Origin of the sequence: Prevotella merdae (genome assembly GCF_900290275.1) — a bacterium.
Classification (GTDB): domain Bacteria; phylum Bacteroidota; class Bacteroidia; order Bacteroidales; family Bacteroidaceae; genus Prevotella; species Prevotella merdae.
In genome coordinates, this window is record NZ_LT985324.1 from 1000497 (window position 1) to 1021408 (window position 20912).

The window sequence follows — 20912 nt, forward strand, 5'->3', positions numbered from 1 at the left end:
TTTTTAAAGTTAATTAATTAAGCTGTGACAGAATGGTGTTGAGCTGTCTCTTCACGCTGGCATCCATACGATAGGTGTCATATTCGAGCACGAATCCACCTATTATATTAGGATTAACCTCGGTCTGGAACTCAACTGTGCCATTTGTCCTTCCCTCAACCAACTGTCGCATCTTCTTCTCTGTGTTAGAGTCGATGGGGCAAGCAGTCGTTAGTTTAGCACTGATTAGATTGTTATGCTTTCTGTACAGAGTAACAAACGAGTTGGCAATGAATTGCATGATACTCTCACGGTCTTCTTTAAGCACAAGGGCTACAAAACGCTTCGTTAAGTCGCACGTTCCTCCAGCTGATGCCGTGAGGAGCAGACTCTCCTTCTGCTTCTTCGAGAGCATGGGATTATCTATCGTAACCCTCAGTGCAGGCGTTGTGGAGTAGCTATGGACAAGAGTCTGCATATCTGCATACACCTTGTCTGCCTCCTTAGCCTCAATGCCAGCCTTTAGCAAGGCACGCGCATATCTGACCGATATTAATCCTAAATCCATAGCTTATACTTATTTATTATTAGCTGTAACTTCATCAAGCATCTGGTTAATATAATCCATCTGTGCCTTATCAGTGCCGAGTTTCTGGCGCAAGACCTTCTCCGAAATCTCAACACTCAACGCAGCTACCTGCTGGCGAATCTCGCTGATTGCAGCCTGTTTCTGGCTTTCAATCTCTGCCTTAGCATCATTAATGATGCGGGCGCTTTCCTCACGAGCTTTCTCCTGAGCCTGTGCCACGATAGCTTCACGAGTAGATGCAGCCTCTTTTAGAATAATGGCTTGCTTCTCTCGTGCTTCCTGAAGCATAGACTCACTTTCCTGCTTGATATTCTCAAGTTGGGAAGCAGCCTTCTGCGCCTTGGACAGACTCTCGTCGATGTACTTCTTGCGCTTGTCTACCATAACGATAATAGCGGGGAAGCCGAACTTGGCGAGCACGAAGAACACTACTAAGAATGCCAGAAGCATCCAGAAGAGGAGTCCAAGGTCAGGAGTTAATATTGATGGCAATGTACTAAAATCCATTTGCAATATTTTACGAACTCTGTGTTCCTATTACGTAAGAGCACGACACCTTACTTGATAAGGAACGCACAAGCTACGATAGCGAACAATGCACAACCCTCAACGAAAGCAGAGGTAAGAATCATGTTTGTCTGAATCTTGCCAGAAGCCTCAGGCTGACGTGCAATAGCATCCATGGCGCTACCGCCAATCTTGCCAATACCCAAACCTGCGCCAATAACTGCAATACCTGCTCCAAGACCGCAGCCCAGCTGTGCCAGACCTTCAGCAGCCAAAAGTGATGAAATAATCATAGTTGTTTAAAATTTTTTAGTTGTTATTTTTTTTGTTGTTTAATCTATTTGTTTATTAAGCCTCAGCCTCCTCTTCCTTCTGGGCAAGACCGATGAACACGGCGCTCAACAAAGTGAAGACATAAGCCTGAATGAATGCCACAAGCACTTCAAGACAGTTCATGAAGAGCATCATTATAGCACTTACGAGGTTCAAACCGATACCGTAACCCACGCCCATCGACCATCCAAGGAAGATAACGCATGTGAAACTCAATATAATTGCGTGACCTGCCATCATATTGGCAAAGAGACGAACCATAAGAGCGAACGGCTTGGTGAAAACACCGAAGAATTCGATAACTGGCATCAATGGCACCGGATAAGCCTTAAGGAATACCGGCACATGTGGCCAAAAGATATCTTTCCAATACTCCTTATTGCCAAAGAGGTTTATGGCAATCATAGTGCAGATGGCAAGGAAGAACGTCACATTGATGTTTCCCGTCACATTGGCACCACCTGGGAATATTGGCAGCAAACCAAGAATGTTTGTCGTAAAGATAAAGAAGAATACCGTGAGCAAATAAGGAGCGAACGGCTTGAAATGCTTCTCGCCTATTGACGCCTTTATCACGTCGTCATAAATAGTCATGACGAACATCTCCATCATTCCAACAAATCCGCCAGGAGCCTCACTTCTCTCGTCTTTACCTTTATACCAGTGTGCGCAAGAGAGGAATACTGCTATCAATATGAACACTACAATCCATATCTGAGCAACGGTCTTCGTAATGCTAAGGTCAAGTGGACGCACCTTCGAACCATCAGGCATATTTTCATATATTTTGCCATGATGCTCTGCGTCGAAGAAGAAATTCTTCGGCAAAGTGCTTTCTGTACAGAACGACCATTCACCGGTATTTGAGCTTCTAACTATTATTGGCAACGGTATGCTCAAACTCTTGCCCTCGTAAGAGGCTATATGCCACTCATATGAATCGGACAGATGCTCAAGTACCGTTGTAGGTATATCAAGCGACTTTCCGTCATGACCCGCTTCTTCCGCAAAGGCGAAGGTAGGCATCAATGCCAATACCAAGAGGAGTAATAATGACTTGATCTGTTTCATTATCGTTTATTTATTTTCTTTGTCACACTCAGTATGCGAATTGGTTAGGCGCGAGAAGAACAAAGAGTGATGTACGATCATCCATAGATAGAAGACCATAAACACCAAACAATATTCAAGCATGGCGTCGCGACCAACAGCAATGTAGCAACCCAAGAGAGTGAATAGAGCCAACAGCATTCTGAATCCTGATACAGCCGAGAAATATGTAGGAAGCATCTTTTCATTTGCGTCTGCAATTCTCTTCCATAAATAGATGTCAATCAGCTCCACCACAAGGGCAAAAACCACACTTACAACTAGAGGAGAGACAAGTCCGTCAACATGAGCAAACATGTGCATGGAGATAACACCCAACGACAACACTGTTACAGCCACTACTGTCTGCAAAGCATAGCGTCGGCTTAATCTTGTTGTCTCTGTATTTTTCAGCATGTCAACATTGTTTCATTAAAGTTCAACACAAACATTAACGTTGTTTTTCTGTACTTCAACAAAACCACCCGTTGTCTTCACCTCATGCTCGCCTTCTGAGTCAAAAAAAGCAATACGTCCGTTATTGAGTGTGGAAATGATAGGTGCATGGTTGGCAAGTATCTCAAACTCGCCACTTGTGCCAGGTACAACAACACGGTCTACCTGTCCTACGAACTCCACTTTCTCAGGAGAGACGATTCTTAGATTTAAACTCATAATTCACAAGAATTTAGTGTTTGAGTGGATTAACCCTTAGCAGCCTCAAGAAGTTTCTTACCCTTCGCAATAGCGTCCTCTATGGTACCAACGTTAAGGAATGCCTGCTCTGGTAGGTCGTCTACCTCACCGTCAAGAATCATATTAAAGCCCTTAATGGTGTCCTCTATAGATACCATCACACCCTTAACACCTGTGAACTGCTCTGCAACTGCGAACGGCTGAGAAAGGAAACGCTGCACACGACGTGCACGGTTCACAGTCAGTTTGTCCTCGTCAGAAAGCTCGTCCATACCAAGGATAGCGATAATGTCCTGAAGTTCCTTATAACGCTGAAGAATCTGCTTTACACGCTGAGCGCACTCATAATGTTCCTTACCAACAATCAGCGGGTCAAGAATACGAGATGTAGAGCCCAGAGGATCAACGGCAGGATAGATACCAAGCTCGGTTATCTTACGCGAAAGCTCCGTTGTAGCGTCAAGGTGAGTAAAGGTAGTTGCTGGTGCAGGGTCGGTTAGGTCGTCGGCAGGCACATATACAGCCTGTACTGAGGTAATAGATCCTTTCTTTGTAGAAGTAATACGCTCTTGCATCTGTCCCATCTCACTTGCAAGTGTAGGCTGATAACCTACGGCTGAAGGCATACGACCAAGAAGGGCCGAAACCTCAGAACCTGCCTGAGTAAAACGGAATATGTTGTCGATGAAGAACATAATATCAGCAGCCTCGCCATCTTTGCCTCCATGGTCACGGAACTCCTCGGCTACAGTCAAACCAGATAATGCCACTGAAGCACGTGCTCCTGGCGGCTCATTCATCTGTCCATATACAAGAGTTGCTTGGCTCTTCTTAAGTTCTTCTGGGTCAACAAGCGATAGATCCCACTTGCCTTCCTCCATTGCCTTCTTGAATTTCTCGCCGTAGCGGATAACTCCAGACTCAAGCATATCGCGGATAAGGTCGTTACCCTCACGTGTACGCTCGCCTACTCCAGCAAATACCGAATAGCCATTGTGTCCCTTGGCAATGTTGTTGATAAGCTCCATGATAAGCACAGTCTTACCTACACCGGCACCTCCGAACAGACCAATCTTACCACCTTTCATATAAGGCTCCAAGAGGTCAATCACCTTGATACCAGTAGCAAGCATCTCCTTGTGGGTAGACAAGTCTTCAAACTTAGGTGCCTCACGATGGATAGGATAAGCTCCCTCCATATTGAGTGTGCTCATACCATCAATAGGCTGACCGATAACATTCATCATACGGCCCTTGATCTGTTCACCTGCTGGCATCATGATAGCGTTGCCAGTAGGAACTACCTCTAAGCCGCGCTGCAATCCGTCAGTGTTGTCCATTGCGACACAACGTACGGTATCTTCACCGATATGCTGCTGCACCTCAATGATAAGCTCCTGTCCGTTAGGACGCTTAAGCTTAAGAGCTTCGTGGATTTTAGGCAACACCTCTTCAGGGTTCTTGCCAGCGGTATCGAAGTAAACGTCGATTACCGGGCCAATAATCTGCGAGATGCGCCCGTTGATTTGTGACATAGTATATTTGTTTAAATTTTATAATCTGATGCAAATATAACAACAATAATTTATTTAAAAAAAATATTTAAACATTATTGTACATAAAAGCACCAAATAGTACATTTTCTTTGTCGATTCAGAACATCAGAAGTTCTGAATCGACAATATTTTTAGATGCTCAATTCATCAAGTACCTTGATAAGCTTGCGGTCAAATGGCTTGTCGCTACGTATAGCCTCACTCAACGGAACATATACAATCTCGTTGTTGCGCACACCTATCATAACATTGCGTTGTCCCTGCTGGATAGCCTCAATAGCTCCTACACCAGTACGAGATGCAAGTATTCGGTCATGAGCACTTGGACGTCCACCACGCTGCAAGTGACCAAGTATAGACACACGCACGTCATACTGCGGGAACTCGTTCTTTACACGCTCAGCATAATACATGGCGCCACACTTAGGACTCTCTGATACGATTACAATACAACTCTTCTTCGACTTACGTATACCACGTTCCATGAAACGTGCCAACTGGTCAACGTCTGTAGAATCTTCTGGAATGATTGCAGCTTCAGCACCACTGGCAATAGCCGAGTTCTGTGCAAGGAAACCAGCATCACGTCCCATAACCTCAATAAAGAAGATGCGCTCGTGGCTTTGTGCTGTATCACGGATGCGGTCTACACACTCAACAATTGTGTTCATGGTAGTGTCATAACCAATAGTAGAGTCGGTACCATAGAGATCATTATCGATAGTTCCCGGCAAACCAATACAACAAATGTCATATTTCTTTGCAAACTCCATTGCACCAGTCAACGAACCATTACCCCCAATTACAACAAGAGCGTCAATGCCATTAGCCTGAATCTGCTCATAAGCCTTCTCCTTACCCTCGTCTGTCATGAACTCCTTACTGCGCGCAGTCTTAAGTATGGTACCGCCAGACATGATGATACCACTTACATTTTCTGTTGTAAAGTCTTCTATCTCACCATTAATCAAGCCATCATAGCCACGGTATATACCCTTAATGTTGAAGCCATTACAAATGCCTGCGCGAGTGACAGCACGAATTGCTGCATTCATACCAGGAGCGTCTCCACCCGAGGTAAGTATTCCAATTGTCTTAATTCTTGACATAATACCCTATATTTTACATTATTTGATTAATTACCTATTTAATATAATATCATATACATTATTGCAAGACCTATTGTTGATCCCACAAGTGCCTTCCATCCTACAATCCTGAAATACCATGACAGGCGTATACGCTCCATCTTCATCAAAGCCAAGCCACTTACCGAACCCGTACACAGTATATTTCCGCCAACTCCAGCTGCAAAAGCTATCATTTTCCAGTAGGCTCCATTCTGCATATACTGTAATGATGATGAGCAACAGTCTCCGGTTGCAGCTACAAGATTGGCATCATGCAGCGAAATCATTGGCATCGCCGTAGCAAAGTTGTCTACAAATGCGCTAACGATTTGTGTTAGGAAACCAACAACAAATAGATTGTCTGTATAATTGGCCATAAAGTTGCATACTGTTACGCCGACTCCTGTTTCCTTAACCACACCTACCGCAAGCATAATGCCCAATACAAACAATATCATTTGTATAACGCCATACTGCAACACTCTTGGTACACGGCGCTGTATCATTTGGTCGGCATTCATCAGTTTGCGGTTTACCATCTCGTTTACTATCCACAAAACGGCAAGCACACAAAGGGCTCCAAGGAACGGACTAAGCTTTGTAATTGTATGGAATGTAGGGATAAACCACAGACCGCCAATACCCACAAAAAGCATTAGCATACGTTGCCATACATTCAAGCGTGTGTCATCGCCTCTATATGGCAAGGTTATTCTTTCTGTCTCTATACGTGAGGGCAATCCTCTTCCTATCCACCACACGGGCAATGCCCAAGCCACAAGACATGGCAATGCAAGTGTTGCCGAATAATTGGTTGCGGTAACTGCACCGGTATTCCATAACAATAAGCCTGTTGGGTCGCCAATAACGGTCAAGGCTCCTCCACAATTGGCCGATAACACTATAGCACAACCATATATAATGCGTGGACGCTGTCTACTCACAATTCCATGCATAATAGTAAGCATCATAACTGTGGTTGTAAGATTGTCAAGATTTGCCGACAACACAAAGGTTGTTATCGACAACATCCACAACATTTTTTGACTGCTGCGTGTGCGAAGTAGTTGGGAAATAAAGTCAAGACAACCATTATTCTGTAGAATCTCTACAATAGTCATTGTAGCAAGAAGAAACAACACTATCTCTGATGCCTTGCCTACATATTTCAAGAAAACGTTCTGAGCAATAAATTGCTTAACCAAAGCAGAGGTTGATTCGGCTCCATTCAAGAATGTCAGATACTCGTTGGCGTGCTGACTCATTACAAAATCAGTACCATAACATATATACAATATCCAGCCAAGAGTTCCTACAAAGATGGCTACTGCAGCTTTGTTCACGTTGGTGTATTTCTCGGTTGCTATCAAGAAATACCCCAAAATAAGTATGGTAGCAATTACAATTGTCATATACAACGTACTGAGATTTAACAATTGCAAAGGTACAAAAATATCCTAATCAACCAACATTTAACCAGTTTTTTTTACACCCGATTAACAGAGTTTTAATTCAAACGTAAACAAACATATACCTTATAGTAGGTAGAGAAAATAAGGGTTTTATACAAAATAAGCATAAAACTTGTACATATGTCAAATCTTATTTGTAATTTTGTGTATTATATAAACACACACAACCAACAAGTAACATCTTTAATATTATGGCATATTGGTTTATTTTCAATGGTGGCGACATAATGTTGCAGAAGCTTGATGACGGCACCTATACCATTCCGCAAGGCGACAATGCACCGCTGCCTATTAAAGCAGACACTCACGTTCTAAACGTGTCGCCTATGGACAACGGCACAGAAGTTAAGGCTTTTCGTATAGACAAGCCCGTCAACGAAGCGAATTTCGAGATGTGCGGTCTGCGCCAGTCTTTCTACAAACTGTCGCAAGAGTTGTATCTCAAAGCTGGCAAATGCAACGAGCTGCTTTATTGGGACCGCAATACACAATACTGTGGTGTATGTGGTTCGCCTATGAACATGGACACCGATATCTCCAAACGTTGTCCAAACTGTGGCAAGACCGTATGGCCTATGCTTGCTACTGCCATAATAGTTCTGATTAATCGTGGTGATGACTTGCTGCTTGTTCATGCCAAAAATTTCAAGACTGATTTCTATGGATGCATAGCAGGCTTTGTTGAAACCGGCGAATCGCTCGAAGAAGCAGTAAAACGTGAAGTAATGGAAGAGACATCATTAACTATCAAGAACTTACGTTACTTCAAATCGCAGCCTTGGCCTTATCCATGTGGACTCATGGTTGGCTTCTTTGCCGAATACGAAAGTGGTGAACTTAAGTTGCAAGAATCCGAACTCTCACGTGGCAATTGGTTTAATAAGAACTCTCTTCCTACTATTCCCGAAAAACTTAGTCTGGCACGTATGCTGATAGACAAGTGGATGGAGGAACACGAGGAAAGGGAAAAGTGAAGAGTGAAGAGTGAAGAATCCAATAGTGAAACGAAGAGGGAAAAGGGAAAAGTGAAAAGTGAAGAATCCAATAGCTAATCTCTTGAATTTTAATTTGAACAGATACATATGAAACAAATAGGATGGGGATTTATAGGATGTGGCGAGGTTACCGAAAAGAAGTCGGGACCTGCCTTCAACGAGGTTGAAGGCTCGCATGTTGTGGCTGTAATGAGCCGCAACGAGGCCAAGGCTAAGTCATACGCCAAACGTCATGGCATTAAAAGATGGTACACCGACCCACAAGAACTTATCGACGACCCGGATGTTACAGCCATATATATTGCAACTCCTCCGTCAAGCCATGCCACATTTGCCATAATGGCCATGAAGGCTGGCAAACCAGTATACATAGAGAAACCTCTTGCAGCAAGTTATGAAGACTGCGCTCGTATCAACCGCATAAGCGAGATAACCGGCGTACCTTGCTTCGTGGCTTACTATCGTAGATACCTACCTTACTTTCAGAAAGTAAAACAGATTATAAACTCTGGAACTATCGGCACTATCACAAACGTGCAGATTCGCTTTTCCGTTCCTCCTCGCGACCTCGACTATCAGGATGCGCAAAACCTTCCATGGCGACTGCAACCCGATATATCAGGTGGTGGCTACTTCTACGATCTTGCTCCGCACCAGCTCGACCTACTGCAAGACATATTTGGTGTAATAACCCGTGCCCACGGCTATTGCTCCAACCGTGCCCATCTATACAAGGCCGAAGATACTATTAGTGCATGTTTCTTCTTCGAGAACGGACTCCCTGGTAGTGGTTCGTGGTGCTTTGTAGGACATAAGAGTGCTAAGGAAGACTGCATCGAGGTTATTGGCGAAAAAGGCATGCTCTCGTTCTCTGTATATAATTACGACCCTATACAACTTGTTACAAGCGAGGGACGAACAAGTATCGTTGTGCCCAACCCTCCATATGTGCAACTCCCTATCATACGTAGCGTTATCGAACATCTGCAAGGCATTGGTACATGCACATGCACAAGCGTAAGCGCCACACCAGTCAACTGGGTGTTAGACCGTATACTTGGCAAACTATAAAATAATACCAACTAAGCAATGAATCTACGTCTATACATTATATATATAGTATCTACAATAGCGTCGGCAACNTATACATTATATATATAGTATCTACAATAGCGTCGGCAACTGCAACAGCACAGAATATTGCCGACACTATTGTATGCAAAGACGTAGCTGCCATTGCCGACACGGTAGAACATAAAGATGTTGTAGCTATTGCCGATACCTGCCTACTGAAACCTGAGAAGAAGAAAAAGTCTTTTTTCAAAAGACTTATAGGCACCATGTACGAGTTTGTGAAGGATTTTAGTCGAGTGGACAAGGACTACATCGAGCCACAAGCCTTCAACTATACCGTAATGATGCAAAACACCTACACTTACGAGCTTTATCGTATAACATCATCAAAGGGCAATAACTTCACCTTCGCTCCCCTACCGTCCATCAAACTCGGACCTTACTTAGGCTGGCGATGGGTATTCCTTGGCTATACATTCGACCTTAAGCATATCAGCAACGGCGACAAGAAGAAGGAGTTCGACCTGTCACTCTACAGTTCGCAGATAGGTGTCGATCTTTTCTATCGCAAGACTGGTACCGACTACAAAATATCCAGTATGCGCTTCGACAACGTTCACAATGTCGATACACGTCCTATGCGTGGTGTCGACTACGACGGCATTGATGTCAGCATCAAGGGCTTCAATCTCTATTACATCTTCAATCACAAACGGTTCTCCTATCCGGCTGCCTTCAGCCAGTCTACCATACAGCGACGCTCATGTGGCTCTGCCCTTTGTGGCATAGGCTACACTCAGCATACGCTTAGTATCGATTGGGAGAAGCTCAACTCGCTTGTGGCTGACCGTTTAGGAAAAGATGTGGCAGACAAGTATATGGATACCGACCTTAAGATGAAGAAGGTGAAATATACCGACATTGCCTTCTCGGGTGGCTATGCATACAATTGGGTATTTGCTCATAACTGGCTCGCGGCAGCCTCCTTGTCGGTAGCTTTAGGCTACAAAAGAGCATGGGACGACTCCGACCACGAAGGTTTCACATTAAAGGATTTCACTTTCCAAAACTTCAACATCGATGGTGTGGGACGCTTCGGTATTGTATGGAACAATATGCGCTGGTACTATGGAGCCAACTGCATTGTACATACATACAACTATCACAAGCCCAAATTCTCAACTAACAATATGTTCGGAAGCCTTAATATATATATAGGTGTAAACTTCGGACGTCAAAAATAACAACTCATAAATAGTCTCTTTGTATATGAAAACCCTATTAATAGCATTGGCATTGCTATCCCAATGCTCTACAGCAAAGAACTCTGCCGACAGCAACACTAAAAAATATGTTGCCAACAAAACCAACAGTTCAGCTGACTCCTTGTCAACAACAAACATACAGAATGCTGAACCTCAGCACAACGATTTTGCTATTGTGTCTAACAGCGAAGACCAGAAACGTATAGAAACAATTCTTTCCAAATATGCCAAGCACGACACATCTGCCTCAAGCCTCATCATAGCATTGGCACGCGAGTTTAAAGGAGTGCCTTACGTGGCAAAGACTCTTGAGAACGACTCAATAGAAAACCTTGTCGTAAACACACGCCAGCTCGACTGCACCACTTATGTCGAGAATGTGCTTGCCATATATCTTTGCATAAAAAACCAGAAACTCTCATTCACCGATTATTGCTCCTATCTGCGCCAGATACGCTATGTAGGCGGAAAGGTAAGCTACCCTACCCGCCAGCATTACTTCACAGAGTGGATTGACGAGAATACCAAAGATGGTTTTGTAGATGAACTTCAGTCGCCTAATCCACCATTTACAGCCACTCAATATCTGCGCATCAACTTTATGAGCAAGCACACGTCGCTCTATCCAATGCTAAAAAACAATCCCGAGTTGGTAAAACCAATAGCCCAGATGGAGTCACGCTTGTCAGGCAATACCTATCGCTTTATCCCAAAAGCGTCAATAGCCAATACCAAACTGTTCCGTTCTACCATCCACGATGGCGACATTATAGCTATCACCACATCCAAAGCCGGACTCGATACTTCGCACATAGGCATAGCAATATGGCATAAAGACGGACTGCACATGCTCAATGCCTCGCAGATACACAAGAAGGTATTAGAAGAACCCATGACCCTCTATCAATACATGCAGAAGCATCCGTCACAGACAGGAATAAGGATTGTGCGTGTAAAGTAAGGCGTGTACAAGAAACCCAAGTAAGAACCTCATTTTATTTAAACAAAAATGACAGAAAAAGAATTTGAAGAATACTGGAAGGCAAACCGTGAGTCTATCCTTTCAAAAGACGAAGAATACCGACGCGCTAAAGATAACTTCAAGATGAGCAATGGTTCCGACATGCTGCTATTTGGTCTTCCTATAGTTGCCGGCATAGTATTTATGAACAACGTGCATCTCGGCAACGAACTTCTTAATTGGATAGCCAGTGCAGCCGTCACCATTGTCTGCTTCGCTATATGCGTATGGATAAAGAGTCTCATTACAGGCAGCGGTTCACCCGATGAAGTGGAAGCAAGGATTAAGGAAAAGGAGAAGAAGAAATTAGCAGAATCTTAACGATTCTGCTAATATGACGATATATCTACAATGCGAACCAAAGTATAATTCTACAACTTACTTCTGTACGCCTTCCTTTTCCAGGATTTCTTCCAGAAATTCAGAAGCATCTGCCACGCAAAGAGGGCATTCGCGAAGCATCTTTCCTGTGCCCACACCTTTTAGCAATTTGCATTGTGTGGTACCATTGCGTTGCTTGAATTTATCCATACTATGGCTTACATAGGACTCCCATACATTTATCTTTTCTTTGTTTTCTTTTTCCTGACTTCGTCATTGCGTCACCCTGGTCAACTCATCAATTATGTTCTTAACACCTGTGCTGTTGATCTGCTTTCGGAAGTGGACAGTATAACCATTTGCAGTCATAGCTTTGAAGAACTCCTCAGCACATGAAATCTTGGTGTCCTCATCAGGTGAGATATGTGACTCCTTATCGTAAGCCTTCGTCTCTATCACGATGTTCAGTTCCTTGGTTCCATCAGCCTTCTTGACCACATACATGAAGTCAGGACTGTAGTTGCTTGATGCCACAGTAGGAATACAGATGCTGTGTGATGGAATCTTGCCATATACGATGACTTCATCTATCTCTGTCTTGATATTCTGTAATTCCAAACCTGAGTCATGAGCATAAGCATCATAGAGATACTTGATAGGTGGTTCGCCTGGCACACTCTTATTGCCAATGTATGCCTGAACAACTTCATCCTTCACTGTACCATCAGCATTGGTGAGCTTGGTTTCCTTCACTGTATAGTTGGCTTGCTTATAGCGCACAAAACCTACGAGCTGGTCACATTTCCAATCATCTACAGCACCTATCAATCTAGTCAACGAACTATCGTTGAACATTTCGTTGGAGAGATGATAGCCACCATTTGCTGCATCACATATAGCCTTATGCAGAATATGAACCGGAATGTTGGTGTATCTTGATGCTCGCTTTAGGAACTCATTATAGCCATAATGGCGGTCATGCAATGTCAATTCTGCATGAGTTCCTTCATTGGCAACTGCTACGTTTCCTTCGAATTCTAAGACTTTACGAGATGACTCTACGGTCTGAAGAGAGAATACGTGCTTATCCTTGATGATTGAAGGCAGTTCGGCTTCTATCTTCTTGTCTATCGCCTTATCAAAGTACAGAACGTACTTTCTATTCAGTTGTGCCCACAGCTCTCGCAGTTCCTCAAATCTTGCCTTACGGATATGAATCTTATCATTACGACTGCTGTTACGGTTGATGATACGATTGGTATTCACACCACTTGTAACATCCTTAAACTCAGGATATTCAATCAACATATCATCAAACTTCTCTGGCACCACCTTCTTATCAAAGTCGACATAACCTTTAGTCATCAGTTCAATAAAGAACTTATTGACTTCGATATTGCGCTTCTCAGCAACCTTAATGATATCTTCTGCGGTGATAGAAAGCGGACTCTTCTGATCAGCGTCAAGTTCACCATTGATTTCAGCCACCAGTTTATTGGCAAAGTCCTTCTCTGTGAAGTCTACGATGTAATTGAGCATGAAGGAAGAATCGCTGATGCGGTTTCCTGCACTATCAACGGGCAGACGCAGTCCACGACCCACTTCTTGCAGCTTGCTGATCTCTGAACCACTTGAGCGGAGCTTGCAGATGGTAAACACATTCGGGTTATCCCATCCTTCTTTCAATGTCCATTTAGAGAACAGGAATCGCAGGACGTTTGGCTTGCCCTCCTCATCCGTAAAGCTTAAGAGTTCTTTCTTGCCATGAAGAATCACCTTCACCTCGTTGGCAATATTCTCATCCGAGTCGTTATTGTCTTGTGAGAAGTATCCTGCACATGAAGCATCTATATTTTCAAGAGTGGCTCTCAGATATGCCTCGTATTCAGGAGTGTTCTGACATGTCAGTTCCTTCTTCACTCTTGCCTCCAGCATATCAATGAACTTCTTTCTCAGCCAACCGTCATTCTTGCCCTCAGGTCCGCGGAAACTTTCAATACTGTCAATAAAGAACAGAGCCAGTGTCTTGATTGGCAATCCTTCACGACAGAAGTTCTCGCGCTCTGTCTCAAAATGACGCATCAAGGCAAGTTCTATCATACCCTCCTGATAGGATACGCCAAACTGATCAGGGAAAAACTCTTCGCCAGTCTGCTTCTCCTGACCATTGCTCAGGCTGACGCTGTTTTTGCTGATAGCCTCTACGACAACGCCATCCAAATCATTATCAATAGAGCCAAGACTCTCACCCACATGAAGCGTGAAAGTCTTACCCGCATTGTCAGCACTTGTCAGCTTCATGTTGGCGCTATCACCTTTCACAGTCGATAACACCTTCACCTTCTTTTCAGCCTTCTTACCTCCAGGCAACTCCAGATGCTCTTTTGCAACGCCCTTTATGAGTCCTTGATTGAAAGAATCTGCTGCATTCAAGTCATAAATTAGTTCTTGATAGTCCTTTACCGCATGTTTGTTCTTACCTTTACCTACCGTAAGCTCTGGGAATGTAGCACCATAACGCAACACCAACTGAGGTCGGAAGTTCTCAATAAGTGCAGCATATGATTTGCTACCACGCTCCACACGATGCGGCTCGTCGATAATCAACACAGGCTTAGTATCTGCAATAGCATCCACTGGACGATGGAATTCGCCCAGCATCTGGTCATAGTCCTCACGGGTAAGCAACTTACCATTAGTAATGAGTTGCGTATTAAGCAACAGCACGTATATCTTATGCTTGGCATGGTGAGTGCCATAAAAGAAATGTCCTACGGCAGAAGGCATATTCAGACGCCCCTTCTTCTGTTGCTTCTGAGGTTCCAGTAGGCACAACTCTATCTCTGCATTGTAGTTGCATACCATCTCAAAATGGCGCTTCACCTCCTGTTCCTTCAAGAAAGCAGCAGTTCCTGCCTTAATAGGCAAGGTAGGAACGGCAATAATGAACTTGTTGAATCCACAACGCTTATGCAACTCAAACATGGTTCGGGTATAGACGTATGTCTTGCCAGTACCTGTCTCCATCTTGACATCGAGAAGACGATGGTAAGGCAAGTTTTTAATCTTATCCGACAGCATATAGTGCGTCACTCTTTGCTTGGTGGCTTTATCCAATATATTGCCTTTCTTACGCACCAAGCGTAGAGCCTCACCATCGAGCTGTCGTTTCAACAGTGGATTCTGATGGCTCTGCTTAGCAGGTTCTTGTATAGAGGCCTCCACCACAACAGCAACGCCATCAACAGGCATTGTCTGATGTGCGAGATTGTTTTCAAGTTTTAATTCCATGCAATTACTTTTTCCAGTGATTGTAACGCTCCTTTATCTCATGAGGAACTTCATTAAAATCCTCAAGATCATACCCATGATACTCCCAATTTCCACTATGCATAAATTTTACATAGTTCTCATTCCGAGAATCCCATGTATAGATAGGAGTTGGAGGCAAAGTTGGAGAACCAGAATCTCCAAAGGCTTTGTTCAGAAGTTCTATCGCATAACTTTCATCATTTGGGTTCCACGCCTTAAAGGTGGATGCAATCTTACCACCACCTATATTTCTTGTTTGCTGAGATATATGCTTTGCTTGTCTCAATTCAGGATGATTATGAGAGAAAAAATGTTTGAGACTTTGACCATTAGATGTAATAATCAGACTCACATTCTTTGATGAACTTCCGTCTGTTATGGTCAAATCCTTTTCTGTAGTGCCATTGGGTCGGGCAATAGCCATCTCATATATTTTATGGGGAGGTTCAGCCAATTGCAACATTGAATAAGTTACATTTTCCGTTTCATCCTCTTCGTTGAGGTTAAGTCCTTCTGAAATATTTGGTGAGAAAGTAATATGCACACCTACTGGTCTCTCATGATAAGAAACCTTTTGAACATTTCCCAATAAATAACAGATGAGCCATGAATTTTGATGGTTAGAGCTGATTATATTATAAATATGATCAGCAAATAGCACTTTCAGGTCTATTCTGTTCTTTGCGAAATCAAGTGAATCAATAAGCATTGAAGAATCACTTTCCCATGCTTTAATATCTATAGCTACTTGCCAGTCCATGCTATCTGTTTTTCATTTGCAGATGAATTATATCTTTAAAATCACTCTCTTGGCTGTCCATGAATCCTGCAGGCAATGGTTCTGAGAACATTCCTTTTTCTGTCAATGCACACGAAAGGTATTCACTATGTCCTTCTTGATTGCTGACAAAACAAACATTGACATCTCCTGTTTGGATAAACTCATGCTTTACCAATAACAGACGCATACGGGTCACAATATGGTCGCTATGAGTTTCAATGATTACTTTTCTCCCATGCGCAATCAAGTCCGCAAAAAAATTGACAAGCTCAGCCTGGACACTTGGGTGCATGTGTGCATCAGGATCTTCCACTATCAAAACTCCATTCTTTGGAGTCAGCAAACCTTGTGTAATGATAGGCAAAATTTGGCTTAATCCAAATCCCGTTTGATCCAAGTCGACTTTTACCTTAGATTCATTACGAACTATAACACGATAACGCTTATTTGCATCGCGTTCTACACTGAGTTCCTGAGCCAAGTGCATACGTTCAACAATCCAATATGTAAGAAGTGATATCAACTTCTGGTCATACCCTTCAACAATTTCATTTTTATGCTCATTGATTAGGAATCTTGAATACTCGCCATCAATGCCCACATTATCGTAGGATAATCTTGAATATGTTCTTGCCAAAACAGGCTTAACTCTTTGCGGACCAATATAGCTAATTCTTTTAAAGAGTGTTTCAAGAGTGTCACTTATATCTTTTATAATCGTTAAAGATATAAATTCATCTTTTCGTTCACCATAGAATGGTAAAAATCCATATTTGTAAGAAAGAGTATAACCTGTGCTGATATTTTTATCTTTTACTCCATTATTATTAACCATTGTAGCTTTTGAGAAAGTCACACTATGTGTATCTTTTGTAGATGGACTATACACGCGGAAACTATCCTTGCGACCTTCTTCGCCATACCATAGATCCAGTTGAAGACTATCAAGTTTAAACGATTTATTGATTGAGAAATCCAATGTAATGTCTAACTTATTGAGCAATTCTCCATTAGGAATATACTGACTATAAGAATCAACATTCTCTATCTCCCTTTTTTCTAAACTAAGTACATAATGAAGTCTTTTGCTCTTGTCTTTATTATGAATCAGGTCTAAAGGTTCATTGGCATGAATATAATCTCCCGTAAAATTGAGTACATCAATAGAATTTGATTCAAATGTCTGTTTGAGTAACAGCAATGCCTGAATAAGTGATGATTTACCACTACTATTAATACCAGCAAGCAATGTAAACTTTCGAAAATCGAAATTTTCCACACGGCTAATTGATTTAAAACCAGATACTGTTAATTTCATAATTGCATTCTCTATTTAATATCTTACATCTATGTTCACTGTTAAAGTCTTGTTGCCCTCCTTTAGCGTGCGGAGGTTCTTCTGCAGTTCCTCACGATGGGTGAAGCCGAAGCTGTAGCCGAAGATCACAATGTTGTGAGGAGAGAACGGCTCACCATTATACTTATCCATCAAGGCTGCGATGCTACTTTCGTCGAAGTCGTGGTCTGGATTTATCATATAGAGGTGATCGTCCTTCCAGTAAGACTTGTAATTACCGAGCATCACTTCCTCTGCATCCTCGGTCAAACCATAGCCGTCAGCGACGAGCCATGTGCGAAGAACGGTCTCAATACCAAAGTCATCCATATTCAAGGTTGTGATATTATTGGATATAGGATCAAACTGTTCCATCAGCAGCAATGCGTCCTCTTTTGGTTCCTCCAATATGTAATGCTTGAAGCCAAGGTCGCCAGCAAAGAGTGGATTGTCTTCCTTTATCTTCTTGGCGGCTCGCTTGATGCGCTCCATGCCTATCTTGCAAAGATTTCCCCATTTATTTTTTACTTTTTCTGGAATCTGCACTAATATAAATTTACGCTTGTTTCCATCATCTGCTTGAGCATTATATTGCATCACAGCATGTGCTGTTGTCGCAGAACCAGAGAAGAAATCAAGTACAATATCACCTTCGTTTGAAGCTATTTGCAAAATACGCAACAACAGTCTTGTAGGCTTTGGTGTATCAAATGGAATTTCTCCATCAAACAAAGCCTTTAATTCTTTTTTGGCTTCGTCTGTATGCCCAACCTCTGCATATGGCCAAAGATTTGTTACCATCTTGCCTTCTACATTATCAAGGTATGTTTTTCGACGTATGCCTCCCTTTCCACTTTTCGTAAAATAGAAACGTGGCCATTGCCCTCTTTTCAAGACAGCTTCTGCCTGTTTCTTAGAATCCTCCAAACTGTTTTTCAAAACAATTGCTTTTACACCCTTTCTGACTTCATTCGCATCAACGCCACAGATTTTTGATCGCTGTTCCTCATCACATAAATCTCGTAACTCATATTCGCACCAGCCACACATATATTCCAACATTGTACCTTGGTCATATCGCCAGCATGAAGAAATGGCAGGATACAACATTTCGCCGGTAAATGGATGTTGTATAGCATAGACCATACCTTGGTGTGTCTTAGCTCCTGGTGCACATGGATCACTACTCGTCCACGGCATGACATCATTATCAGGGTTGCTATATTTAGCATCCATTTCCTTCGTTCTTGGCAATTTCTTAGGAGTCCATTCGGGGTTCTTACCATATACCAATAAATGCTCTACTTCACTAGGTACACCCTTCGAGTCGTTTCGAGGAGAATAAGTCTTTTGCCAAGAAATATTTGCCACAAAGCACTCCTCACCAAACACCTCATCGCACAGCCTCTTCAGATTCGCCTGCTCATTATCATCAATAGAAATAAAAATCACTCCATCGTCAGTCAGCAAATCGCGTGCGAATGACAGACGAGGCAACATGAAAGTGAGCCAAGCCGCATGGCTGGCACTTCCACGACGAGTCATAGAAAGAATACGCTCGGCACGCTCAGGACTTACATCCAAGCGTTTGGCAAGATCCTCGGCAGTAAAATTGAACTTGTCATTATACACAAAGCCGTCAGAGCCTGTGTTGTAAGGAGGGTCGATATAAATCACTTTCACCTTGCCGCTATACGATTTCACCAAATGCTGCAGCGCATCCAGATTATCACCGCTGATATAAACATTCTGACTGTCCTTGTTCTCAGGCTTTGCATTATGCTCCTCATCGGGACGAATAAGTGTGGTAGTGTCCATATTAGTAAGCATACGGGCATAGTTCTTGCCCAACCAGTTGAAACCGCTTGTTTCGTCGGTGATAGTAGTACCTCCAGGCAATGCAGCCTTGAAAGCCTCTATGTCAAATACGCCATCAGCATGGAAGCACTGAGGGAAGTACTTCTTCAGCACATCCATTTCCTTCTGTCCCGCTACTGCATTAGCGTTGTGATTCATTATATCTTTTATCATATTCAAGTATTCTTATCATTAACGTTCACTGCAGTACTTCGTGACACGTCTTTAATAAATAATATTAATTATGCAAATATAGTTAATTCCTTCGAAGAACGTAAACAATTCGCAATAAAAATGAGGTTCATCCTGTATTTGGAGTGATACAAACTGTTGTTTAGATTTAATTTATAATTTGCTTCTGCCAATCAGAATCGTACCTACCGTATCTTTGAAGACTTTGCTTTCTATATGATGGAGCAAGCCAGAAAGAAATGGGTAACGGATATCTTCAAGTTGAAAGGCAATGTAAAAGTAATCCCCAAGTAATATATATTCTCTTGTCATTTAATATATATTACTTGCCAATTTATATAATATTAAATGCCAATTTATATAATATTAAATGCCAATTTATATAATATTAAATGCCCATTTATATTATATTAAAATGGCAAGTAATATATAATGCTTGGAAAGGGGATTTAGGAAGCGGTTGAGGACTTAGTCGAGTGCCTCGTGAATGTTCCTCATCAGACCCGAGTATTTTGCCCTTTTAACGGCACTACCTTTAAACAGTCGGCGGTAGTCTTCTTCGGTAAGCAAGAGCCAATCCTCTCGCTTCATGTTGAGGAGTTCGTCAGTAGGCTGTAGCTCGGGAATATCGGTGGGTTGGGAGAAGCGATTCCATGGGCAGGCCGTTTGACAACGGTCGCAACCGTAGATAGTATCGCCCATCTTGTCGGATAGGTCGGAAGGGATGTCGCCACGATTCTCGATGGTTTGATAACTAAGACAGTTGCGGGCGTCGAACTGAGTCTTTGCTGTGTTGTCAACAAAAGATAAAGCATGGGTAGGGCACGCATCCACACACGCATGACATTTGCCACAACGCGATGGCATTGGCTCGTCATAGCATAGTTCTATAGGCAAAAACAGCTCGCCAAGGAAGAACATGCTACCGGCATGTGGGATTATGAGCTGATGGTTGCGACCTGTCCAACCCAGACCTGCCTTAACAGCCCAATAACGCTCAAGTACTGGAGCCGAGTCGCAGAAGGCACGATACGTATCGAAGCCAAGTATCTCGGCCAACTGACGCAACTTGCCCTTAACTACATCGTGATAGTCTTTGCCAAGAGCGTAAGCAGCAAACTGTGGTTCACCCTGCGGCAAGGTATTGGCAGGCGCATAGTTCAGCGCCACCGACACTATGCTCTGCAGGCCATCCATAAGCAAGCGTGGATCAAAACGCTTGTCGGGATAGTTCTCGAGATATGCCATAGTGGCATGCCCACCCTGGCCTATCCACTTCTTGTACGAAGCCACAACATCTGGGTCAACGGCATTGGCTTTAGCTATGCCACATGCAAAAAAGCCGAGGTTCTTAGCCTCGGCTTTTATTTTTAGAGATAATTGTTTCTTATCCATACGAAGACAATT

Annotated in this window: 20 protein-coding genes; 5 read left to right on the forward strand and 15 right to left on the reverse strand. The window is 42.9% G+C overall.

Features of this window, described 5'->3' with window-relative positions; all coding sequences use genetic code 11:
* Positions 1–13: 13 nt before the first annotated feature.
* From C9991_RS10720 to C9991_RS10760, 9 genes are all read right to left on the reverse strand, one after another.
* Complete coding sequence (locus tag C9991_RS10720) at positions 14–547, reverse strand: F0F1 ATP synthase subunit delta (RefSeq protein ID WP_106812502.1); 534 nt, start codon at positions 545–547, stop codon at positions 14–16.
* Between the two features lie 9 nt (positions 548–556).
* Positions 557–1075, reverse strand: coding sequence for a F0F1 ATP synthase subunit B (gene atpF / locus C9991_RS10725; RefSeq protein WP_106812503.1), 519 nt, complete (start codon positions 1073–1075; stop codon positions 557–559).
* Positions 1076–1125: 50 nt separating this feature from the next.
* Positions 1126–1368 carry an ATP synthase F0 subunit C gene (gene atpE / locus C9991_RS10730; RefSeq protein WP_094879854.1) on the reverse strand — a complete coding sequence of 81 codons (243 nt, stop codon included), beginning with the start codon at positions 1366–1368 and terminating at the stop codon, positions 1126–1128.
* Positions 1369–1423: 55 nt separating this feature from the next.
* Complete coding sequence (atpB, locus tag C9991_RS10735; protein WP_106812504.1) at positions 1424–2479, reverse strand: F0F1 ATP synthase subunit A; 1056 nt, start codon at positions 2477–2479, stop codon at positions 1424–1426.
* 6 nt (positions 2480–2485) lie between these two features.
* Positions 2486–2914: a hypothetical protein gene (locus tag C9991_RS10740; RefSeq protein ID WP_106812505.1), complete on the reverse strand. Its 429-nt coding sequence runs from the start codon at positions 2912–2914 to the stop codon at positions 2486–2488.
* A 15-nt stretch (positions 2915–2929) separates the two neighbouring features.
* Positions 2930–3172, reverse strand: coding sequence for an ATP synthase F1 subunit epsilon (gene atpC / locus C9991_RS10745; RefSeq protein WP_106812506.1), 243 nt, complete (start codon positions 3170–3172; stop codon positions 2930–2932).
* A gap of 29 nt (positions 3173–3201) precedes the next feature.
* Entirely contained in the window at positions 3202–4728 is a 1527-nt protein-coding gene (gene atpD, locus C9991_RS10750; protein ID WP_106812507.1) for a F0F1 ATP synthase subunit beta, read from the reverse strand.
* A 152-nt stretch (positions 4729–4880) separates the two neighbouring features.
* The gene (gene pfkA / locus C9991_RS10755; protein WP_106812508.1) at positions 4881–5858 is read right to left on the reverse strand and encodes a 6-phosphofructokinase; all 978 of its coding nucleotides are present in this window, start codon (positions 5856–5858) and stop codon (positions 4881–4883) included.
* A 38-nt stretch (positions 5859–5896) separates the two neighbouring features.
* The gene (locus C9991_RS10760; protein WP_106812509.1) at positions 5897–7291 is read right to left on the reverse strand and encodes an SLC13 family permease; all 1395 of its coding nucleotides are present in this window, start codon (positions 7289–7291) and stop codon (positions 5897–5899) included.
* Positions 7292–7539: 248 nt separating this feature from the next.
* Here C9991_RS10760 and nudC point away from each other — a divergent pair, with 248 nt between their 5' ends.
* The 5 genes from nudC to C9991_RS10790 all read left to right on the forward strand — a co-directional run bounded on the left by nudC (position 7540) and on the right by C9991_RS10790 (position 12027).
* Positions 7540–8325, forward strand: a complete 786-nt coding sequence (gene nudC / locus C9991_RS10765) for an NAD(+) diphosphatase (RefSeq protein WP_198643812.1) — start codon at positions 7540–7542, stop codon at positions 8323–8325.
* 108 nt (positions 8326–8433) lie between these two features.
* Complete coding sequence (locus C9991_RS10770) at positions 8434–9417, forward strand: Gfo/Idh/MocA family protein (protein ID WP_106812511.1); 984 nt, start codon at positions 8434–8436, stop codon at positions 9415–9417.
* Positions 9418–9698: 281 nt separating this feature from the next.
* Entirely contained in the window at positions 9699–10664 is a 966-nt protein-coding gene (locus C9991_RS10780) for a DUF4421 domain-containing protein (protein ID WP_368356632.1), read from the forward strand.
* 25 nt (positions 10665–10689) lie between these two features.
* Positions 10690–11646 carry an N-acetylmuramoyl-L-alanine amidase-like domain-containing protein gene (locus C9991_RS10785; RefSeq protein WP_106812514.1) on the forward strand — a complete coding sequence of 319 codons (957 nt, stop codon included), beginning with the start codon at positions 10690–10692 and terminating at the stop codon, positions 11644–11646.
* Between the two features lie 48 nt (positions 11647–11694).
* Positions 11695–12027 (forward strand): hypothetical protein, encoded by a 333-nt coding sequence (locus C9991_RS10790; RefSeq protein ID WP_106812515.1) that lies wholly within the window; start codon positions 11695–11697, stop codon positions 12025–12027.
* Between the two features lie 57 nt (positions 12028–12084).
* Here the strand turns inward: C9991_RS10790 and C9991_RS16900 are convergent, their stop codons facing one another.
* From C9991_RS16900 to queG, 6 genes are all read right to left on the reverse strand, one after another.
* On the reverse strand, positions 12085–12237 hold the full coding sequence (locus C9991_RS16900; RefSeq protein ID WP_198643790.1) for a C-GCAxxG-C-C family protein: 153 nt from the start codon (positions 12235–12237) through the stop codon (positions 12085–12087).
* Between the two features lie 63 nt (positions 12238–12300).
* Positions 12301–15318 carry a type III restriction-modification system endonuclease gene (locus C9991_RS10795; RefSeq protein ID WP_106812516.1) on the reverse strand — a complete coding sequence of 1006 codons (3018 nt, stop codon included), beginning with the start codon at positions 15316–15318 and terminating at the stop codon, positions 12301–12303.
* A gap of 4 nt (positions 15319–15322) precedes the next feature.
* Positions 15323–16099 carry a hypothetical protein gene (locus tag C9991_RS10800; RefSeq protein WP_106812517.1) on the reverse strand — a complete coding sequence of 259 codons (777 nt, stop codon included), beginning with the start codon at positions 16097–16099 and terminating at the stop codon, positions 15323–15325.
* A 1-nt stretch (position 16100) separates the two neighbouring features.
* Entirely contained in the window at positions 16101–17438 is a 1338-nt protein-coding gene (locus C9991_RS10805; RefSeq protein ID WP_106812518.1) for an AAA family ATPase, read from the reverse strand.
* Positions 17439–17453: 15 nt separating this feature from the next.
* On the reverse strand, positions 17454–19487 hold the full coding sequence (locus C9991_RS10810) for a site-specific DNA-methyltransferase (protein WP_106812519.1): 2034 nt from the start codon (positions 19485–19487) through the stop codon (positions 17454–17456).
* A 486-nt stretch (positions 19488–19973) separates the two neighbouring features.
* A complete protein-coding gene (gene queG / locus C9991_RS10820) occupies positions 19974–20900 on the reverse strand; it encodes a tRNA epoxyqueuosine(34) reductase QueG (RefSeq protein WP_106812520.1) in 927 nt (308 codons plus the stop codon).
* Between the last annotated feature and the right edge of the window lie 12 nt (positions 20901–20912).